Source organism: Anaeromicropila populeti, from assembly GCF_900112775.1.
Taxonomy (GTDB): Bacteria; Bacillota; Clostridia; order Lachnospirales; family Lachnospiraceae; genus Anaeromicropila_A; species Anaeromicropila_A populeti.
Genome location: NZ_FOYZ01000009.1, coordinates 14947 through 35313 on the forward strand (window position 1 = coordinate 14947; position 20367 = coordinate 35313).

The following is a 20367-nucleotide window of genomic DNA, read 5'->3' on the forward strand; positions in this document are numbered from 1 at the left end:
TCTCCTTCCCTATTGCTTATTCGCATATAGATAAATGATTTTTTTAACAACTTCATCTATGGTTAAATCTGAGCTATCTATCAAAACTGCATCCTGAGCTTGTCTCAATGGTGCAAACTCACGATTCATATCCTGCTCGTCTCTTGCAACAATATCTTCTTCTATTTTCTCCAGTTCACAGGTTTCTCCCTTTTCTAAAAGCTCTTTATACCGCCTCTCTGCTCTGGTATATGCACTTGCTGTCAAATAAATTTTCAGATCAGCATTGGGAAGTACATGGGTTCCAATATCTCTTCCATCCATTACCACATCAGAGGTCTTTGACAGCTTTCTTTGCAATTCTACCAACTGAAAACGCACTTCTTTAATTTTAGCTACGTGCGAAGCCATCTTGCCAGCTTCTTCTGTCCGAATGAAACCGTTTACATTTTCTCCATTCAAAATAACCTGCTGCTCACCATTTTCATAAAGAATGGTAATATCTGCTTCCTTACAATCTCTTTTTATCACAACTGTATCCTCTATATTTTTTCTTTGAAAATACAATCCCATAGCTCTATACATGGCTCCTGTATCCACATATATAAAGCCCAGTTCTTTTGCAATTCTTTTTGCAATTGTACTTTTACCAGCTCCCGCTGGTCCATCGATAGCAATACTAAAGCCCATAAGTTCCTCCTGCCATTCTACTATTTTTTACTGCACTCCTATTCCAGCAGAGTATGCAGTAGACCAGGCAATCTGTAAGTTAAAACCACCTGTCAGTGCATCCAGATCCATCACTTCACCTGCAAAAAACACACCCTTAACTAATTTTGATTCCATGGTTGCCGGATTAATTTCTTTCACATTAACCCCGCCTCTTGTAATAATCGCTTCATTAAAATCACGAAAACCTGTAATATGCATGGTCATGTTCTTTATCGCTGACACAATCTGTCTTCTCTCTTCTCTTGTAATTAAATTCACTTTTTTGTCCGGATCAATCTTTGACATTGCAATTATAACTGGAATCATTTTTCTTGGCAATAGTTGATCCAATGAATTCTTAAACTGCTTATTCTGATTCAATTCAAAATCTCTTATGATACGGTTATCCAGCTGTTCTTCTGACAAAGCAGGTTTTATATCTATCACAAGAACCAGCTCCTTGTGCTCTTCCACAAACTTGGTAATCCTGCTGCTTGCACTTAATATTAAAGGTCCACTCACGCCAAAATGAGTAAACAGCATCTCCCCAAAATCATAAAACAGCTGTTTCTTACCACTTAATATCGTAACGGAAACATTTTTTAATGATAAGCCTTGCATTTCTTTTGCAAAAGCTTCCTGAACCGTTAGTGGAACCAGCGCCGGCATAATTTTTGTAACAGTATGCCCAAGCTTTTTAGCAAACACATAACCATCTCCAGTTGAACCTGTTGACTGATAAGAATATCCTCCTGTTGCAATGATTAAGGAATCTCCAAAAATCAGCTTCCTGGAACCTTTTAATTGAATTGCCTTAAACTGTCCATTCTCTTCCACAACATCACAAACCGTTGAATTCAATATAATTTCAACACCTAATTGTTCTAGCTGAACCTGTAATACCCGAATCACGTCAGATGACTTATCTGATAAAGGAAAGACTCTGTCACCTCGTTCTATCTTAGTTTTTAATCCGCTTTTTTCAAAAAAATCAATTGTGTCGTAATTAGTAAAACCATAAAATGCACTATATAAAAACTTTCTATTGGTAACAATACTGTCAAATACAGTGTCCATATCAGCTGCATTCGTAATATTGCATCTGCCCTTTCCAGTAATAAACAATTTCTTTCCTAATTTTTCATTTTTCTCAATCAATACAACATTATGTCCCATTTTTGCAGCAGTTATAGCCGCGAACATACCAGCAGCTCCACCACCAACTACTATTATTTTACTCATTCAGCCTCCAATAGTCAATTACTATCCATTTTCATTACATTTCATATTTCGTCATTCTTTCAAAATCATCACTGCTCCCGTATATTTGATATTGTCTCCAAATATCTTCCATTGCTGCTAAAGTTTCTGTAACTGTATCCTGCTTTTTCAAAAATACAGCTACAATCAGCGCATTGATTACACTCATAGGCGCAACCAAGGAATCTACAACAGAAGCCAGTCCATTGTCTGCAATTAAATTGCATTTTGAATAAGTCGTCAAAGGAGACTCATAACTGTCTGTTATCGTTATAATATCTGCCTTTCTTTTTTCGGCAAATTCAACTGCCCGAATCGTACTTAATGAGTAGCGGGGAAAGCTGATTCCAATCATAACATCCTTTTCATCAATATGAATAATTTTCTCAAACAATTCGCCCATACTATATGATTCCACCAGCTTAACCTGTTGAAACACAACACTTAAATAGAATGCCAGAAAACTTGCTAACGGTGCACTGCTCCGAACTCCAATGATGTAAATTGTTCTCGCATTCAATATTATTTCAACTGCTTTATCAAATGCCTCTTGATCAATTCCATCTATTGTTTTACGAATATTATCTGCATCTGACTGTAAAACCGTTTTTAACAAATCCCCCTGCTTGATTCTGTCGTTGGTAACTTCCATGCGCTGAACCGTGTTTAGCTTATTTTTCACAACTTCCTCAAGAGCTCTGTGAAATTGAGGAAATCCTTCATAACCTAGCAAAACAGCAAATCTGGAAACAGTAGACTCACTTACGCCTACTACTTCACCCAGTTTTGCTGCTGTAAAAAAAACTGCTTTCTCATAATTATCTAAAATATAATCTGCAATTAATTTCTGACCTTTGCTAAATTCCCGATATCCTTTATTAATTTTACTAATAATATCACTCTGCACCCTATTATACCCACATAACCCTTCCGACAAAATACTTTATTGCTTAATATAAATACAACTCATCATACTTATACGTAAAATGCCCGCTTTCATAAGCATCATCCTCCATTCGGAAAATAACACCTTTGCAGGACTCAATATTGTCAAGCAAACTTTGGGAAATACTATTCAAAATTGTGGCTTCTACTCCAGATCCTACATTAACCAAAGGTGCCTTATCCTTTTCAAAGCTGACAACTACATTATCTTTTTCTTCCTTCACGTAATAAATACCAATATCTATGCCACTGTCCACATAAGAAGAAACAACCTCCTGAACAATTAATTCCGGTGTAATTTCTGTATCACTTGGCAGTAAAGCCGTAGCCGCCTCACATTCTAACGTTTCTTTGTTAATTGAATAAATCTGGATTTCAATCAGATCATTTCTGACTAGTTCTGATACGGCATCATCCTTATCTTTTGTAATAGCTTCCTCACTAGTTTCTTCTCCAGCACCTTCTATTGAAGAAACTTCTGGTTCACCAGAAACCTCTGGCTCATCTGAAACATCTGGTGTTTCCTCACTTGTAATTACAGGAGGTTTCTCAGAGGTTTTCGATTTATTCGTATTACATCCTGTTACTAAAACAACTGTAACTATGATTAAACAAGAAAAAACTATCTTTTTCCATCTATTCTTTAACATATCATCACTCCTGTCTTTCTTTATAATGATACCATAATGAAAAGATATGTCAAATTTATGGTAAAACAAAAAAAAGACTAGTTTCATCATGTACAGTATTATTTTTCTCCATATTCATCCAAAATACTTCGTCTTAGTAAATCCAAAGCTGCAATGACTGCCTGTTGTCTGATTTTTTCCCGGCTTCCATTGAAACGATATTCTTTTACAATTGTCTTTTCTTTAATATAGCATCCAATGTACACCAGACCAATTGGTTTTTCTTCTGTTCCCCCATCTGGACCAGCAACTCCTGTAATGGCGATAGAAATATCTGCATCACTTCCAATCGCAGCACCTCTTGCCATTTCCTTTGCTGTCTTTTCACTGACTGCACCATATTTTTTCAAAGTACTCTTATTTACATCAAGAAATTTTCTTTTTGCCTTATTAGAATACGTAATAAATCCTTCCTTAAATGCCTCGGAAGCACCTGGCACATTTACAATTGATCCAGCCAGCAGTCCGCCCGTACACGATTCGGCAGTTACTAAGCTTAATTCATTTTTTACAAGCAATTTCAAAACACAAGACTCAAGGGATACTTCTTCTTCTGTTGTATAAATCTTATTATCAAACCGATTTTTTAATTCTTTTACAACAGGCTTCAAAAGTTTTTTTGCTGCGTCCTCATTTTTCGCACTGGCTGTCACACGTAAATGTACCTCACCTAGTTTGGCATAAGTTGCAATTGTTGGATTAGTCTGCTGTTGGATTAAATCCTTTATTTTAGTTTCTACAGCACTTTCACCCATTCCACAAATCTTCACCATTCTAGTAACTAAAACATCTGGCTGTAGTTTTTTTAAATAAGGGATAACTTTTTCCTGGAACATTGGGTTCATTTCCATTGGAGGTCCTGGCAACAATACAATTCTTTTATTATCGCTTGTCTCCACAATAAAGCCAGGTGCTGTACCATTGTCATTGTCCAGTACGATGGCATCCTCTATAATTTCTGCCTGCTTCCAGTTATTCTGTGTAATTTCCTTTACGCCTCTTGCTTTAAAGTAACTTTTGATTCTCTCTTTTGTACGTTCATCTCTTTTTAGCAGCTTACCAGCAACCTTTGCCGCTACTTCTTTTGTCAAATCATCCTCTGTTGGTCCTAAGCCGCCTGTCAGAAGAATTACATCAGAGCGTGACAATGCCTGCTCCATCACCTGGGTCAGTCTTTCTTCGTTATCACCAACCACAACCTGATGGTACACGAATAAACCTAATTTCGCGCACTCTTGGGCTAAATACGTTGCATTTGTATTCACGATATTACCCATTAAAATCTCAGTTCCTACACTTATTATCTCAGCGTTCATCTTTATCTGCTCCCTTCTAACAATACTCCTCTATTCTTCCAGATATAGTCTGTCAGGGATACTACAGTTAATACCACAGATATGTAGATAAATCCCTGTTCTAATAAGAAAAATAATTTATTTTCAATCTTTAAGATAAGAAGTATTGACATTATCATCTGGGAAACTGTCTTGAATTTCCCCCAATAGCTTGCTGCAATCACAACTCCATTATCCGAAGCTACTAAACGGAACCCGCTTATGATGAATTCTCTGCTAATGATTACAATTACGATCCACGCTGGCAATTTTACAGTCTCCATGGCTGTAAAGCAAATAAGACCGCTGCATACCAGCAGCTTATCCGCAAGTGGATCCATAAATTTCCCGAAATTGGTGACTAAGTTATATTTTCTTGCTATATATCCATCCAGGGCATCTGTAAGGCTTGCCAGTATAAAGATAACTGCTGCTATATATTTTCCATTTGGAATTGCATCTGATAGCAAAAAGAAAATAAAAAATGGAATCATTATCACTCTCAACATTGTTAATCTATTTGGTAAATTCATTCCTAACTCCAATCCTCGTATTTACATACGATCTTTTATTCCCACACCACTTCACCTATTAAATCATATTCTTTGGCATCTGTTACAAACACCTCCACGAACTGGCCTGAAATCAGTTCTTCGCTGGAAGATACAAAAATATAACCATCTACGTTGGGTGCATCTTTATAAGTTCTTCCTATAAAAACACCTTCCTCCGGAAGCTTTCCTTCAATCAGCACCTTCTGTCTCGTTGCAATTGCATTTTGCGCTGCTTCAAATGCAATTTCCTGCTGTATTTCCATAATCTCGTCCCGGCGAATTTCTTTTATCTCATCCGCAACCTGTTCCTCCATACTGGCAGCAGGTGTATCTTCTTCTGGAGAATAAGTAAAGACACCAAGCCGGTCAAATTTCATTTTTTCCACAAAATCTAATAATTCCATATGTTCTTCCTGTGTTTCACCTGGAAACCCTGTAATCAATGTAGTCCTAAGTGTGATATCTGGTATTGCACTTCGCAATTTTTGAACAATATCTATCAGTTCCTGCTTATTGGTCCGGCGTCCCATCCGTTTTAATATCTTGTCATTTCCATGCTGCACCGGAATATCAAGATAATGGCATATTTTCTCCTGCGTACGAATCGTCTCGATTAGTTCCTCTGTTATTTCTTCAGGATAGCAGTATAAAATACGAATCCACTGCAGCCCATCGATTGCACACAGCCGCCTCAACAACTCTGGAAGCATTTTTTTCCCATACAAATCAACTCCATATAAAGTAGTTTCCTGGGCAACCAGTATCAGCTCCACTACTCCCATTTCTGCCAGTTCTTCTGCTTCCTGCAATAACTCCTCCATCGGTACACTTCTATAGTTTCCACGTATCTTCGGAATAATACAGTACGTACAATGTTTATCGCAACCCTCTGCAATTTTTAAATAAGAAAAATGTCCTCCTGTTGTAACCACTCTTTTACTGCTTTTTTTGGGCAAGTAGGTTAGTTCCTCAAAATATTGTTCTTTCTTCCCTTCCAACACTTCTTCAATGGCATAAACAATTTTTTCGTATCCAGTTGTTCCTATAATAGCATCTACCTCTGGTATTTCTGTTTGAATTTCATCATGATAGCGCTGTGCCAGACATCCTGTCACTAATAACGCCTTTAGATTTCCAGTCTGTTTTAATTGTGCAGCCTCCAGAATCGTATTGATACTTTCTTCCTTTGCATCATGTATAAAGCAACATGTATTTATGATAATTATATCCGCTTTCTGCTCGTCATCTGTCAATTCATATTCTTTTTCCCTTAATAGTCCAAGCATCACTTCACTATCCACTAAATTTTTATCACAACCCAATGAAATGAATAATATTTTCACACTGTACCTCTTTCTCTATTTGTCATAAATTTTGTCTTTACTTTTTATTTTAACAGTTTTTTTGCAAAAAGAAAACAGTAAAATTGCACTTACGAAAAAATACACATTTTTCTTATAATTCATTGACATTTTGAAGGGAGTTGATTAACATGTGAATTATACGTTAAATATAAGGAGGTTCTTATGAAAAAAACAGTAAAAATAATAACTGCTGCCGTTGTTTTATGCCTTTTAGGTTTTATTTACTACTATATAACATTACCTGCAATTAACATTCACTCCAAAAACTTCTGGTTTTTTATGATTGGTGGTTTAATTTTTATATCCATTGCAATCGGTCTTTTGCGGATTAAGAAATTAAAAGAACAGGAGAAGCAGCTTTTAAAGTATAATCCAGCTGCTTTTATTAAACAAAGTAAATTTATTACTATTTCTGCAACTATTATAGGTGCTTTCCTAATAGTTTTTATTGTGGGAGCCATTTTATCTTCACCTATTGTGAATGCTAAAAAGTACCGACAGCTTATTACGATTGAAAACGGTGATTTTCAGGAAGATATCCAGCAGATATCTTACAGTGAAATTCCATTGTTAGACAGGGCTTCTGCTACCTTACTAGGCTCACGTAAAATGGGAAGCATGGTTGAATATGTTTCTCAATTTGAAGTCGCAGGTCATTACACACAAATTAATTACAAAAATCAGCCCGTACGTGTAACCCCGCTGGAATACGGAAGTCTGTTTAAGTGGCTGTCAAACCGTTCACAGGGAATTCCTGCTTATATTATGATTGACATGGCTACACAAGAGGTAGAATGTGTAAAATTATCAGAGGGAATAAAATATACCGATTCCGAACATTTTGGACGAAATATATACCGTTATTTGCGGTTCCGTTACCCTACCTACATTTTTGATGATTTGAAATTTGAAATTGATGACAATGGAACACCATACTGGATTTGTCCTGCCAAGGATTTTACTATTGGTCTGTTTGGCGGTGAAAAAATTAAAAATGTAGTACTGGTAAATGCCGTTACTGGAGAACATACTAATTATAAAATAAATGAAGTGCCAACTTGGGTAGATCAAGTATATGATGCCAGCCTGCTGACTTCTTATTATAATTTCTATGGTTCTTTGCAGCATGGCTATCTGAATACATTATTCAGCCAAAAGGATTGTTTACAGACAACGGAGGGATACAATTACATTGCACTGGAAGATGACGTATGGGTTTATACAGGCGTTACCAGTGTTGGTGGTGATGAATCGTTGGTTGGCTTTGTTCTTATGAATCAACGTACTTCTGAGACTAAGTACTATGCTATTTCAGGGGCAAAGGAATATTCTGCAATGGGTTCAGCAGAAGGTAAGGTCCAGCACCTTGGTTACAACGCAACCTTTCCTCTTTTATTAAATATTGCAAACGAGCCAACTTATGTTTTAACCTTAAAGGATAGCGCTGGATTAGTAAAGAGTTATGCCATGGTAAATATTGAACAATATACAATAGTGGCTATCGGCGACACCATAACCTCCTGTGAGAAAAATTATGTTTCTCAGCTAAAAGATAAAAACATAACTTCGGTAGATGCCTCTTCTTTCCTACAGGCTTATGGTACCATTGAAAAGATAGCCCAGGGAGTAGTTGATGGTAATTCACACTATTATATTATGCTGACAGGTAATAATGCTATTTTTGACGTAACAGTCGCCGAACAATTATCCATTATCCGTTACAATGTTGGTGATACCATAAAACTTTCTTATCAGGCGGGTTCTGATATAAATATTGTGGAAGAAATCATAGAGTAAATGCGCCCAGAAGCTGGGCGAACTGAAAGGCAGGTTGTATTAGAAACCTGCCTTTCAACTACTTATTAACATCCTTAAATTTATTCTCTTTCCTTAATTGCTTTATGTATTCTCACATACGTAATGCACCATTTTTCTATTCAAGAACCATATTTAATATGTCCATACCAATTGTGTCAATGGTAATCTTGTTTTTTTCATGATAGTTTTCTAATAACACTACTCCAAATTCCTTGTCTTCTCTAAACCCAACAAAACTTCGAAAACATCCCGTTCCACCATTATGCCAAGTAACTTCTCCATTCTTTATCCAACCAAGTCCTACTTCAAAACAATTGTCCACGGATATTGCATAACTTTTATTATGCGTTTCACTTAAATAAGGTATGCTGCTAGACAAATAAATTTGTATATATTTCACCATGTCATCCAAATTAGAATACATGGAGCCCGCTGGTTTCATAGCACTATTTTCCCATAACCAATTCCCACAGCTCTCATTGTTTGCATTATAACCACTTATATAGCCATTCAATGGTCTATCTATATATGTACTGTATAATCCAAGGTCATTTTTAATAAAATCCATTAACAACTCTTCATAGCTTTTATCGTATGCTCTTCCCAAAGCGTATCCTAGAACGGCCATTCCAATATTAGAATATAAAAACTCGTATGGTTTTTCCTCTAAATTAGTAGCAGCAATATGCTCAAGTAGATAGTTTTCACCAATATACTGGTATAAGTTGTCCCTTTCATTATTCCCTGACCAGACAGACATTAATTCTTCCTCGATTTTTTTTGATATTTCATCTGTCCTCGCATTAAAATCATTTGTATAACCACTGGTATGTGTCGCTAACTGCAAAAGACTGGGATATTTTTTCCCTACAACTATATCGCCCAAATACTTCGATAAACAGTCATTTAATTGAACTTTTTTCTCATTAATAGCTTTGCATAATAGTCCGGTTGTAAAAGTTTTTGTAACAGAACCAATCTCATATATATAATTAGGAATTTCTCTTTTAAGATTTTTTCCATCAAAAAAATACTTTTCAACTTTATTACCTTCAATAATTCCCATAGATAATTTTATATTTGTCATACCCTCTGTATGCAAATTTAATTTTTCTAATAATTCAATCATACATCCACCTCCAAATTATATATAATTTCAATTGTAAATTTTGTAATCTCTAATCATTTCTAAATTAATTTTTTTAAACACAAAAAAGATTTTACTGTGTTCAAAAAGTTCAACTACAGTAAAATCTTCTTTATAAAATAAAGTCTTGGCTAGATACACGTTAAAGCTATCGCTATACTTAAAGCTCTTAATTTGTTACCAACAATTACATTTTATAATAATACAGATTCCACACAGTTATTCATAAGCATTGTAATTGTCATAGGACCTACTCCACCTGGAACTGGCGTAATAGCACTTGCAATTGGTTCTACCTGGTCAAAGTCAACATCCCCACAAAGCTTATTGTTCTCATCTCTATGAATTCCCACATCAATCACAACAGCACCTTCTTTTACAAATTCCTTTGTGATAAATTTTGGTTTTCCAATTGCAGCAATTAAGATATCTGCTCTCTTTGTAATCTCCTTTAAATCCTTTGTTTTCGAATGGCAGACTGTAACTGTGCCATTCTCTCTTAATAAAAGAAGCGCCATTGGTTTTCCTACAATATTACTTCTTCCAACTACCACACACTCTTTTCCTTCTATTTCAATATTACTGCGCTTTAATAATTCAATAATTCCTGCTGGTGTACAAGAAAGAAAGCCAGGTTGTCCAATACTTAATGCACCAACACTTTCCGGATGAAATCCATCTACATCCTTTTTTGAAGAAATTGTATTAATTACTTTATTTTCATTAATATGCCCTGGTAAAGGCAATTGAACTAATATCCCATTTACCTCGTCCTTTGCGTTGAGTTCTTCAACCAGTTTAAGTAACTCTTCCTCTGTAGTTGCTTCCTCTAGCTCATAAGCCAGTGACTTTATCCCGATATACTCACAAGCTTTTTTCTTATTCCCAACATAGACACTGGAAGCTGGATCCTTCCCAACCTGTATCACCGCTAACGTAACTTCCTTACCCTGTTTTTTCATCCATTCTACTTTTGTTTTTAATTCTTCTTTCATCTCTGCTGCAATTTTCTTTCCATCAATAATAAATGCCATATGCACACCCTCTCTTTCTCTTTTTCATTTCAACTAACTTCCATTATAATAAATATTTAGAAATATGCAACCTTCTTAGTATAAAAAATAAATTATTGGAAATATTACAACTGTAAAATTAGAAAAGGTAGGGTGAATATATGAAAGCAATTGTAGATCAAGACACTTGTATCTCATGTGGTTTATGTGTTTCTGGCTGTCCTGAGGTATATCATTTTAACGAAGATGAAAAGGCAGAAGCAATTGAAGATGACATCCCATCAGGTTCAGAAGCAGAAGCAAAATCTGCCCGGGATGGCTGTCCAGTTGATGCAATCGATATTAAAGAGTAAAGAAAAAGAGTTTCGCTTGCGAAACTCTTTTTCCAAATACAAAATAAAATTATTTAATTAACTTAATTGAACCAATAACTGGAAGATCCTTTGCTTTTCCCTGTATCGCATTTACCAGTCCTACAATGACAAACACTGCGCATATAAGCCCCAGCACTCCATGGAAAATACCGCCCACAATCCAGACAAATTCTGTTAATGAAATAATCACACTAAATATCAGCAGGATTAACGCCTGATTAGCATGAAATCTTCCAAACTTGGAATCTGGACAAACAATCAGTGGCAGGAAAAAAAGAACTCCTAAATAACATAGACCGCAAACCACTTTATTTTTCTCAATATCTTGTGGGTCATATTCACTGGTGTGATCACTTGTCTTTTCAAAACCATCCTTTACTTGTTCAAATGGTCCCTTGTTATTTGTAAACTGTGGCATCCTATCTACCCCTTTCAAACTCTTATCTTTTTCAAAAGTCTTATCCTCTGTAATAGTTTATTAAACAACCGCTTAATATAATACTTCTCTCATCATCCGTAAGCTCGCCAAGCTGTAATTCAAATTCCTTTAATTCAGCTCCAACAACATAAGCCTTTATTACGGAATCTTTCTCAGCAACTGCTTTCCTTACATCCTTAATGAAAATATAATCTCCCAATTCAAATGTAATCTCATCTTTTAATAAGAATGGAAGCATACCCCAGTTAATTAGATTAGAGCGGTATCTCTTAGTAGCATATTCCTTTGCAATATTTGCCAATCCACCCAATACTTTCTGACAGCTTGCTGCCTGTTCTCTAGCAGAACCATCACCAGGTTTTACCGCATAAATCAGACTTCCTATTTCTGTTTTTTCTGGATTTACCTCAAATTTCTTATTAATAGAAGCAAATACTTCCTCTAACTCTTTATTGTCCTTATAAATGTCCTCACCTGCAAGTCTTGCTTTCTCTGCCACTTGAATTGCTTTGGCACGTCCTACATATTGAGGATCCTTACGGGATAATGTAAACTCTGCCAGTCCAAGTGGATTGGAACGATAGGAAGATGTTTCACCAGAAGGGATTAACTCATCTGTTGTCGTAACAGGATCATGAATTACAGACGCAACCTTCAGCACAAGGTGTTCCGTTAATTCTGACATTTGTGGCCAGTCCGTAATATTTGGACCAAACTTAATTTCCACGCTTTTATCTGCTTTCCCAACACCATTATATACTCTGTTCTCATAAATAGAACTATCATAAAAATAGGTTGGACCAGTAAATTCAACATCCAATTCCGTTGCTGCTGTTAAATAGCCTTTATTAGCTGCTGTTGCTGCAATGGAACGAGCATCCATTAATGCAACAGAAGCAACCTGTCCGCTTGTAATTTTGGAACCTTCTCTATTTGGAAAGTTTCTTGTAGTATGACGAATACTAAATCCATTATTAGCCGGAACATCGCCTGCACCAAAGCATGGTCCACAAAATGCTGAACGTACCGTGGCACCTGTCGCCATCAGATCGGCAATCCTTCCATTTTTAACTAATTCCATGAAAATTGGCTGACTTGCTGGATATACACTAAGTGAAAATTCATCACTTCCAATATACTTACCTCGCAAAATATCTGCTGCATCACATATATTTTCAAATCCACCGCCTGCACAACCAGCAATTACGCCTTGTTCTACATAGAAACGACCATTTTTCACTTTATCCCTCAAAGAATATTTAACATTGCTGTTATCTAAACTAATTAGAGCTTTCTTTTCAACATCCTCTAAAATATCCATCAAATTAGCATTTAATTCTTCAATTGTATATACGTTACTTGGATGGAATGGCATGGCAATCATAGGTTTTACTGCTGCCAAATCGACATAAATTATTCCATCATAATATGCAACACTAGAAGGTTCCAGCTTTTTGTACTCATCGGAACGTCTATGAATGTCATAAAATTCCTGTACCTTCTCATCCGTTGCCCATATAGATGATAAACAGGTTGTTTCTGTTGTCATTACATCAACACCGATACGAAAATCTACACTTAAATTTTCAATACCGTCACCAATAAACTCCATAACCTTGTTATTTACATATCCATTGGCAAATACAGCACCAATAATAGCTAACGCAACGTCCTGTGGACCTACGCCCTTTTGTGGTTTACCTGTTAAATAAACACCAACCACATCTGGCATATTAATATCATAAGTCTTATCCAATAACTGCTTTACGATTTCAGGTCCGCCTTCACCAACTGCCATGGTTCCCAATGCCCCATAACGTGTATGGCTGTCAGATCCCAGAATCATTTTGCCACTGCCTGCAAGCATTTCTCTTGCAAATTGATGAATAACTGCCTGGTGAGGTGGAACATAAACCCCCCCATACTTTTTTGCACAGCTCAGACCAAACATATGATCATCTTCATTAATTGTACCACCAACTGCACAAAGACTATTATGGCAATTCGTTAATACATAGGGAACTGGAAACTCTTCTAGTCCTGACGCTCTTGCAGTCTGAATAATACCAACAAATGTAATGTCATGGGAAGTTAATTTATCAAACTTAATTTTCAATTTATCCATATTTCCAGAAGTATTGTGTTCTTCTAAAATACGATATGCCATTGTACCTTTTTTTGCTTCTTTTTTATCAATGATTTGTCCGCCAAAACGTTCTTCTAGTTTTCCCGCTGCTTCCTCATTCTCTTCAATCAAATCACTGCCATTTAATAAATAAGCACCATTCTTGTATAATTTAACCATTTTTTTCCTCCTGTCATTTGTGTTCCGAACCGTTACCATGTCCAGAACACCATTACTCCTTACTATTATAATAATGAATGAATAATAATGCAATATTTTTATGTGACAGGAAACTCTTTCTAAGAAATACAAGGCGGTGAAAACAGCTTACACTAGACTTCTCCTGTATTATGGAGTAATATTTACCTTTTTTCCATCTTTTAAAAAGATTGCTTCAAATTCATTTTTCATAGAAACAATTTTCCACCCATACTGCTCTGCATATTTATTCCACACTGGCCTTTCTTCTACATGATAATCATACTCTCTCTCATTGTCATCATGGCAAATCAAAACTGAGAGATTACGATAAGAATTAGAACGTGCAAAATTAAGCATAGAAAAATCTCCGTCTGTGTTACCACAAGCAAAAATCGGCTTTTTACCTATTTGATGATAAATGTTATAAACCTTATCTAGCTTCACATCTGTATGAGAAAATGTACTTCCCCGAACCAGTTCATCATCTGGCTGGAATATGTATTCTAAATTACTGCTGTCATAATTGGATGGGATTAACTGCATATCTGAGCCAATCATATTTCCACGCTCCAAATCAATAACGCCCTCTGCACTGCCCCAGACAACTCCTCGTTCAGATCCAGACACTAGATAGACATGAAAATCATTATCCCTGAGATATTGAATTAATTCCAGCATAGGTTTATAAAACGAATCTCCATACGTAAGATCTTCAAAATCTTCTTTTGGCAATTCCATGAAATTGGAAACATAGTTTACAAATTCCTCCTCTGACACACCAGCAAAAGCCTCACCCGTTACCTGTTCAATTAGTATTCCTGTCTCTGCGGGTTCAGGCACCGTATTTAAATCAGTAAGCAGCGTATTCAGTTTTTCGTTCAATTCCTTATTGTCCTGTAAATCATTCTGAATATGATAAATAGCAACTGCCAGTTCAATCCAGTACTGCTTTTCACATAAAATAGTCCCATCCATATCAAATGTAGCAATTCGATCCTGGACCGGTACAAAATCACTAGAATCTTTATCCGTTACCGCTTCAACAAAATTAACAATTTCTTTTTTCGTTGCTGAATCTTCACTCCAAGATGACAAAACATCACTTTTTTGCGAATTGTTACATCCTATGAGCAGAGATCCCAGACAGATAAGTATGACTGCTGGCAGCCATTTATTATTTTTAATCATTTCCCTCTCTCCTATTTACCATGTTAGTTGTTTAAAATTCTAAGAATATAATTTTTCTGCTGTTCCAAACTCATAGAAATAAATGGTGCCTGCCATCCTCCTACTCTTACCACAACATCTTTGTACTGCTCCAGCTGTTTATAGGCACTTTCCTTATCATCTGAATTTAACGCATTGTAAGATAATCGATAAATATTTTGATACAAATCAACATTTCCAAAGGTCAAAGTAAGCATATTACCCTTACTGTCTATAAATTTATGCAAGAGCCCACTGATTACATCTTCTTGGCATAACGCTTCATTTATGCATAAATCTGTAATAGCACCAGCAGACAAGCGTTCCATAGGCAGCTGAGAATATGATTCTAATATGCGTCCTGCTCCATCTGTAACGGTTCCTGGTGAAGGTGAGAAATTAGCAATCATTGGATCATTGGAACTTCTGTTAGCAGATGCTACTATTCCCATTCCCTGTAATGGATACTGTTCAAATGTACCGCAGCCTGCTGTAAACTTCATATCAAAATGTTTACCAAATTTAGTTTGAAGTGATGGTCCATTATATCCCGCAATTTTTCTTAACCGATAAATCATCTTTTTCTCATCCGCTGGATAATTCCGAACAGATTTTAAAAATATCTTATCTGCCAGTTCCTTAGATCGGGAAACGGCATTGCAAAAAGTATCCATTACAAATTTTCCTATTTCAATTACTTCTGGGTCATCTGTACCGAATTTTCCAGTGTTAGTATCAAAATCCACCTTCATCTGAGTATATCGTTTCTGTAACTGAATTGCTGATGAAAATTCAGCTGTAAAATTCGTTCTCATAGCATCAATTACTTCATCTAAGCTATATTTTCGGTTATTAAATACCCATTTTTTAATTGCTGCTACCGTATTAATCACATCTGGAACACCTATTAAAATCGTTCCACCTATATTGTGATCCACACCTCCCCATGATTTATCTCGCCCACGTTCCAGGCACGTACCTAACACAGCAGAAAACAGTGGAGAAGGAATAATAAATTCATCCATCATATAGCATTCATACAAACTGAAGGTTGACTGGTCAATAAAAAATTCCATATATCTTTTAAAATTCTCCTGGAATTCTTCATAATTAGTGACCTTCTCCGAAATAAAACTAACCTTTCCTCCTCTAAGCATACCAGGGTTAGTATCAATGGTTGCTCCCTGGTTAATAGCACACTGCATGATTGGCATACAGTTCAGCATACCAAAGGTCCAGTCTGAAACACCATTTAAAATAGGTTCCCAGCAGCCGTCCACACAATAATCGTTAGCAAGTTTTTGATATTCTTCTAAATCCGCACCTGGACTAACATTCTCAATTAAACTATTGTAAAGTGCTGGAATTAACACATCATCATTTAAGATTCCTGGCAAATTCTTGGTCTTATTGAGAACACCTGCCACTGCCTGATATAAGTCAGCAGGTGATTTTTTACCAAGTCGTACATAGATTCCAGGAGTGGATAACCCAACATTTTGAAATGCATTTAAAATCATGTAAGTCATTAGGTTTGTTGCATCCTCTCCTTCTGGAGTCTGGCCTCCAACAATAATATTCTGAAGAAAATTGTTAACACCCGCGCGTTGATCTAAGTAGTATGGATGTACTCCCAGTGCTGCATTATTGTCCATATGATCCTGCTCAAGAAGATATTCTGTCGTCATATTCAGTCGTCCAGCCGCTTTAATAATGAAACATTCAAATAACTCGGTACACTGTTTCAAATACTGTTTGTACTCTTCCGTCCCTTCTTTTTTCATTATTTCAGCATCTAAGTACTTATTTAATACCTGATCCAATCGTCCAAAAGAAATAAAGTTCAGGCTGGCATGAAGCGCAACATGAAAAAAGTAAATGCTCTGTAATGCCTCATGAAATGTATCAGGCTTTTGCGCTGGAACCTTTCTGCTAATCCGAGCAATTTCCATTAATTCTTCTTTTCTTTCTGTATTTGTTTCCTTCTCTGCCATCTTTTCTGCAAGCTCTGCATAACGGTTTGCATAGTCAATCACTGCCTGACAGCTGATTATTACAGATCTATAAAAATCAATATGGTTTTCAATTGGATTTTCAATTGGTATCATATCATCTACTTTTAATAGTTTTTGCAATTTTTTATCTGCATATTGAATGATACCATCTAATCCTTTTTCCAGTACCTTCTCATAATTAACCGTATTATGTCCTAGAATTGATAATTCCGTTCGATTCGTATAAGATGCAACTCTTCTTTCTTCTTCTGTCAAATAATTTGGGAAAACCTTCCCCAGTCCATTAGATCCCATAGGAAGCACCCCTACAATCAACTCATCTGGCGCAATTTCATAAGTATGGGTGTGAAGGCTTATGGTTTCGTCTGTCATTTTTCCAAGCATTTCTTTAATTGCATGGGCTTTTCTAATAATTACTGTTTCTTTAGGCATTTCTTTCCCTATATCATCCAATTCCTTCTTATTAAACCATTCCTGACTACGGTTTCCCATGCTCCTTTCTTTTAATGCTGCTGCTAATCTTGTCACTCTTTCTGTACTATTGGTAAATTCATACATATTTTAAAATCCTCCTTATATTATTCTAACAACAATTCCTTCTTTTTGAAAAAATGCTGCTATTTCCTCAATCTGATTGTTTTCCAAAATAATCCTGTCCAGATTCATTTCACAAGGAATACCTGACAGCGTATAATAGTGCATCATATTTTCATTACATTTCATAAACTCTATTTCTTCTATATGACATGCCTTCATTACATTCAAATAACGTTCCTTATGCTTTGCTGTAGTGGTAAACCCATCAATCACTGGATACCTCGCAATAATCTTTTTGGCATACTTGGAAACCAAATTAATTTTATTGATAATATTCTTATCCTCTTCATCTGAATTCTTCCCTAATGAAATATCTCTAAGACCGGCCAGCCAGTAATCTACGTATGGCATTACAAGCTCATACCGAGAAGCAGGCAGTGAAAACGAGGATTCTATGCAGGTACTAATATTCTTCTCCTTGCATAGTTTTAAGAATTCTGCAACCTCCTCAGCTTGCAGCAGGGCTTCCCCCCCACTTAGAGTAATTCCACCACTTTGTTTTATAATGTCTAACTGAGGTAATACATATTGAAATAATGCATAAGCTGTTTTTGTTCTGGTGGGCAGGCAAAGTGCACTTCCTAGATAGTCATTCTGGGAATTAGGACAGGCTGCAACACACATTCCGCAGTTTATGCACCTATCTCTATTTAAGAAATGACTTCCGTTTTGAATACTATGTACTTTCTGATTACAGGCATCTACGCACATTCCACAGTTCTGGCATCTGGACGAGTTAAATAGCAGCGGTGAACTCTCCGCCCATGAATGCGGAGAATGACACCATGGACACCTTTGGCTGCACCCCTGTAAAAATATCACCACTCTACTGCCTGGCCCATCACTTGTAGAAAGCCACCCTATTTCAAAATATTTCATTACTTCCTCCCTTCGCTATCTTGCAATTTATTGAAGTCATCTCCATATTATATCACAAATTATACGAAATGAAACTAAAAAAGGAATACTTAACTTATAAGTATCCCTAACAAGCAGTAATTATTCCATTTTTTCTCATCCATTTCGGAATCTGCTTAAAAATTCTTTTGTTCTCTGGTTTTCTGGATGATTAAATAAAACATCTGGTGCATTATCTTCTACAATCACACCGCCATCCATAAAAATAGTTCTAGTGGAAACATCTCGGGCGAATGCCATTTCATGGGTAACAATAATCATTGTCAGCCCCTCTTTTGCCAGTTCCTGCATTACATTTAACACTTCTCCAACCATTTCTGGATCTAGTGCACTTGTAGGTTCATCAAACAACAAAACTTCTGGCTCCATTGTTAAGGCTCTTGCAATAGCAACTCGTTGTTTTTGCCCCCCCGAAAGCTGTGCAGGTTTTGCATAGATATAAGGTGCCATTCCTACCTTTTGAAGATACTTCATTGCCAGCTGTTTTGCTGCCAGCTTATTTTTTCTCAGCACCTTTGTAGTACCCACCATGCAATTTTGCAAAACATTCATATTATTAAATAAATTAAAGGACTGAAATACCATCCCTACATTAGACCGATACTGGTTCACTTGTTTCGGCTGAACCGATATTTTTTCTCCGTTAAAACGAATGGTTCCAGATGTAGGTGTTTCCAGCAAATTAATACACCGAAGCAGTGTTGACTTACCTGAGCCCGAAGAACCAATAATGCAAACCACGTCACCCTTATAGGTTTTGAAATCAACATCCTTTAATACTTCATGAGAACCAAATGATTTTTTTAAATGCTCTACCTTAATAATAGGTGTTAGTTTTTCTGAATCTATATAAAATGCTTTCTTATTTTCTTCTAATTGAACATAAGTCTCTCTTGTATTTTCCATATTCATTCCCCCTGTCACTCAGTCTTTATAAATTCTGTTGCAATTTTATAATGATTTTTACCCTCCATCTTTTTCTCAGCAAAACGAAGCAGCCTTGTAAAAATAAATACCAGAACAAAGTAAATTAAACCAGTAATCATATAGGACTCAAAATATTTATAGTAAGTATTTGCTGCGGTTTTTGTAATAAAATAAAGTTCTGATACTCCAATTACATTGAGCACAGAGGTCATTTTTAAATTTGTAATAAATAAGTTTCCCATTTCAGGAAAAATATTGCGAAATGCCTGTGGCAAAATGATGGTAAACATCGTGGCAAAATGTGTCATACCCAGTGCTTTTGCACCCTCCTCCTGTCCCTTATCAATGGAAAGGATTCCGCCTCTGACGGTTTCAGCCATATATGCTCCTGTATTTAAGGTAACAACAATAATTGCTGCCTGAAAGGAGGTTATATTTAGTCCTTGAAATGCCTGCTTTGAACCATAATAAATAACCATCGCCTGAACAATCATAGGTGTTCCCCGAAATATTTCGATATAAATAACACTTAATCCTTTTAAACATTTCATACAACATTTCTTTGTAACTGAACTCTCTGATTCCACAGGAGCTGATTGAATGATTCCAATGAGAAAACCCATTAAAAACCCTAATAAAGTGCCAACTACTGAAAGCACCAATGTAACCCAAGTTCCCTGTAGAAAATACCTATAATACTCTTTCACTAAAAATAAAAGCCATTCAAAAAAATTCTTTTCCATATATTAAG

Annotated in this window: 18 protein-coding genes; 2 read left to right on the forward strand and 16 right to left on the reverse strand. The window is 36.1% G+C overall.

Annotated elements, in window-relative coordinates; all coding sequences use genetic code 11:
• Positions 1–9 precede the first annotated feature (9 nt).
• The 7 genes from cmk to rimO all read right to left on the reverse strand — a co-directional run bounded on the left by cmk (position 10) and on the right by rimO (position 6815).
• Positions 10–669, reverse strand: coding sequence for a (d)CMP kinase (gene cmk / locus BM305_RS11840; protein WP_092561075.1), 660 nt, complete (start codon positions 667–669; stop codon positions 10–12).
• A 27-nt stretch (positions 670–696) separates the two neighbouring features.
• Positions 697–1932 carry a BaiN/RdsA family NAD(P)/FAD-dependent oxidoreductase gene (locus tag BM305_RS11845; protein WP_092561077.1) on the reverse strand — a complete coding sequence of 412 codons (1236 nt, stop codon included), beginning with the start codon at positions 1930–1932 and terminating at the stop codon, positions 697–699.
• A gap of 34 nt (positions 1933–1966) precedes the next feature.
• Positions 1967–2887: a MurR/RpiR family transcriptional regulator gene (locus BM305_RS11850; RefSeq protein WP_242940530.1), complete on the reverse strand. Its 921-nt coding sequence runs from the start codon at positions 2885–2887 to the stop codon at positions 1967–1969.
• Between the two features lie 13 nt (positions 2888–2900).
• The gene (locus BM305_RS11855; protein ID WP_092561081.1) at positions 2901–3545 is read right to left on the reverse strand and encodes a hypothetical protein; all 645 of its coding nucleotides are present in this window, start codon (positions 3543–3545) and stop codon (positions 2901–2903) included.
• A gap of 98 nt (positions 3546–3643) precedes the next feature.
• Positions 3644–4900: a competence/damage-inducible protein A gene (locus BM305_RS11860; protein WP_092561083.1), complete on the reverse strand. Its 1257-nt coding sequence runs from the start codon at positions 4898–4900 to the stop codon at positions 3644–3646.
• A 2-nt stretch (positions 4901–4902) separates the two neighbouring features.
• Positions 4903–5451: a CDP-diacylglycerol--glycerol-3-phosphate 3-phosphatidyltransferase gene (pgsA, locus tag BM305_RS11865; RefSeq protein ID WP_092561085.1), complete on the reverse strand. Its 549-nt coding sequence runs from the start codon at positions 5449–5451 to the stop codon at positions 4903–4905.
• Positions 5452–5486: 35 nt separating this feature from the next.
• Complete coding sequence (rimO, locus tag BM305_RS11870; RefSeq protein ID WP_092561087.1) at positions 5487–6815, reverse strand: 30S ribosomal protein S12 methylthiotransferase RimO; 1329 nt, start codon at positions 6813–6815, stop codon at positions 5487–5489.
• A 183-nt stretch (positions 6816–6998) separates the two neighbouring features.
• Between rimO and BM305_RS11875 the strand changes: the two genes are divergently transcribed.
• Positions 6999–8633, forward strand: coding sequence for a hypothetical protein (locus BM305_RS11875; RefSeq protein WP_092561089.1), 1635 nt, complete (start codon positions 6999–7001; stop codon positions 8631–8633).
• A 136-nt stretch (positions 8634–8769) separates the two neighbouring features.
• Here the strand turns inward: BM305_RS11875 and BM305_RS11880 are convergent, their stop codons facing one another.
• Together BM305_RS11880 and folD are read right to left on the reverse strand one after the other, a co-directional pair.
• The gene (locus BM305_RS11880; protein ID WP_092561091.1) at positions 8770–9783 is read right to left on the reverse strand and encodes a serine hydrolase domain-containing protein; all 1014 of its coding nucleotides are present in this window, start codon (positions 9781–9783) and stop codon (positions 8770–8772) included.
• 212 nt (positions 9784–9995) lie between these two features.
• Positions 9996–10835, reverse strand: a complete 840-nt coding sequence (folD, locus tag BM305_RS11885) for a bifunctional methylenetetrahydrofolate dehydrogenase/methenyltetrahydrofolate cyclohydrolase FolD (protein WP_092561093.1) — start codon at positions 10833–10835, stop codon at positions 9996–9998.
• 140 nt (positions 10836–10975) lie between these two features.
• On the opposite strand from folD, the gene BM305_RS11890 reads away from it, so the two are divergent.
• Entirely contained in the window at positions 10976–11167 is a 192-nt protein-coding gene (locus tag BM305_RS11890) for a ferredoxin (protein WP_092561095.1), read from the forward strand.
• Positions 11168–11216: 49 nt separating this feature from the next.
• On the opposite strand, the gene BM305_RS11895 is transcribed toward BM305_RS11890, so the two are convergent.
• The 7 genes from BM305_RS11895 to BM305_RS11925 all read right to left on the reverse strand — a co-directional run bounded on the left by BM305_RS11895 (position 11217) and on the right by BM305_RS11925 (position 20359).
• The gene (locus tag BM305_RS11895) at positions 11217–11606 is read right to left on the reverse strand and encodes a hypothetical protein (protein ID WP_242940531.1); all 390 of its coding nucleotides are present in this window, start codon (positions 11604–11606) and stop codon (positions 11217–11219) included.
• 40 nt (positions 11607–11646) lie between these two features.
• Entirely contained in the window at positions 11647–13932 is a 2286-nt protein-coding gene (locus tag BM305_RS11900; protein WP_092561097.1) for a hydratase, read from the reverse strand.
• Between the two features lie 168 nt (positions 13933–14100).
• The gene (locus BM305_RS11905) at positions 14101–15141 is read right to left on the reverse strand and encodes a haloacid dehalogenase-like hydrolase (protein WP_092561099.1); all 1041 of its coding nucleotides are present in this window, start codon (positions 15139–15141) and stop codon (positions 14101–14103) included.
• A 23-nt stretch (positions 15142–15164) separates the two neighbouring features.
• Positions 15165–17732 (reverse strand): pyruvate formate lyase family protein, encoded by a 2568-nt coding sequence (locus BM305_RS11910; RefSeq protein WP_092561101.1) that lies wholly within the window; start codon positions 17730–17732, stop codon positions 15165–15167.
• Between the two features lie 15 nt (positions 17733–17747).
• Positions 17748–18650 carry a glycyl-radical enzyme activating protein gene (locus tag BM305_RS11915; RefSeq protein ID WP_092561103.1) on the reverse strand — a complete coding sequence of 301 codons (903 nt, stop codon included), beginning with the start codon at positions 18648–18650 and terminating at the stop codon, positions 17748–17750.
• A 135-nt stretch (positions 18651–18785) separates the two neighbouring features.
• Complete coding sequence (locus BM305_RS11920; protein ID WP_092561105.1) at positions 18786–19595, reverse strand: amino acid ABC transporter ATP-binding protein; 810 nt, start codon at positions 19593–19595, stop codon at positions 18786–18788.
• A gap of 14 nt (positions 19596–19609) precedes the next feature.
• Complete coding sequence (locus BM305_RS11925; protein WP_092561107.1) at positions 19610–20359, reverse strand: amino acid ABC transporter permease; 750 nt, start codon at positions 20357–20359, stop codon at positions 19610–19612.
• Between the last annotated feature and the right edge of the window lie 8 nt (positions 20360–20367).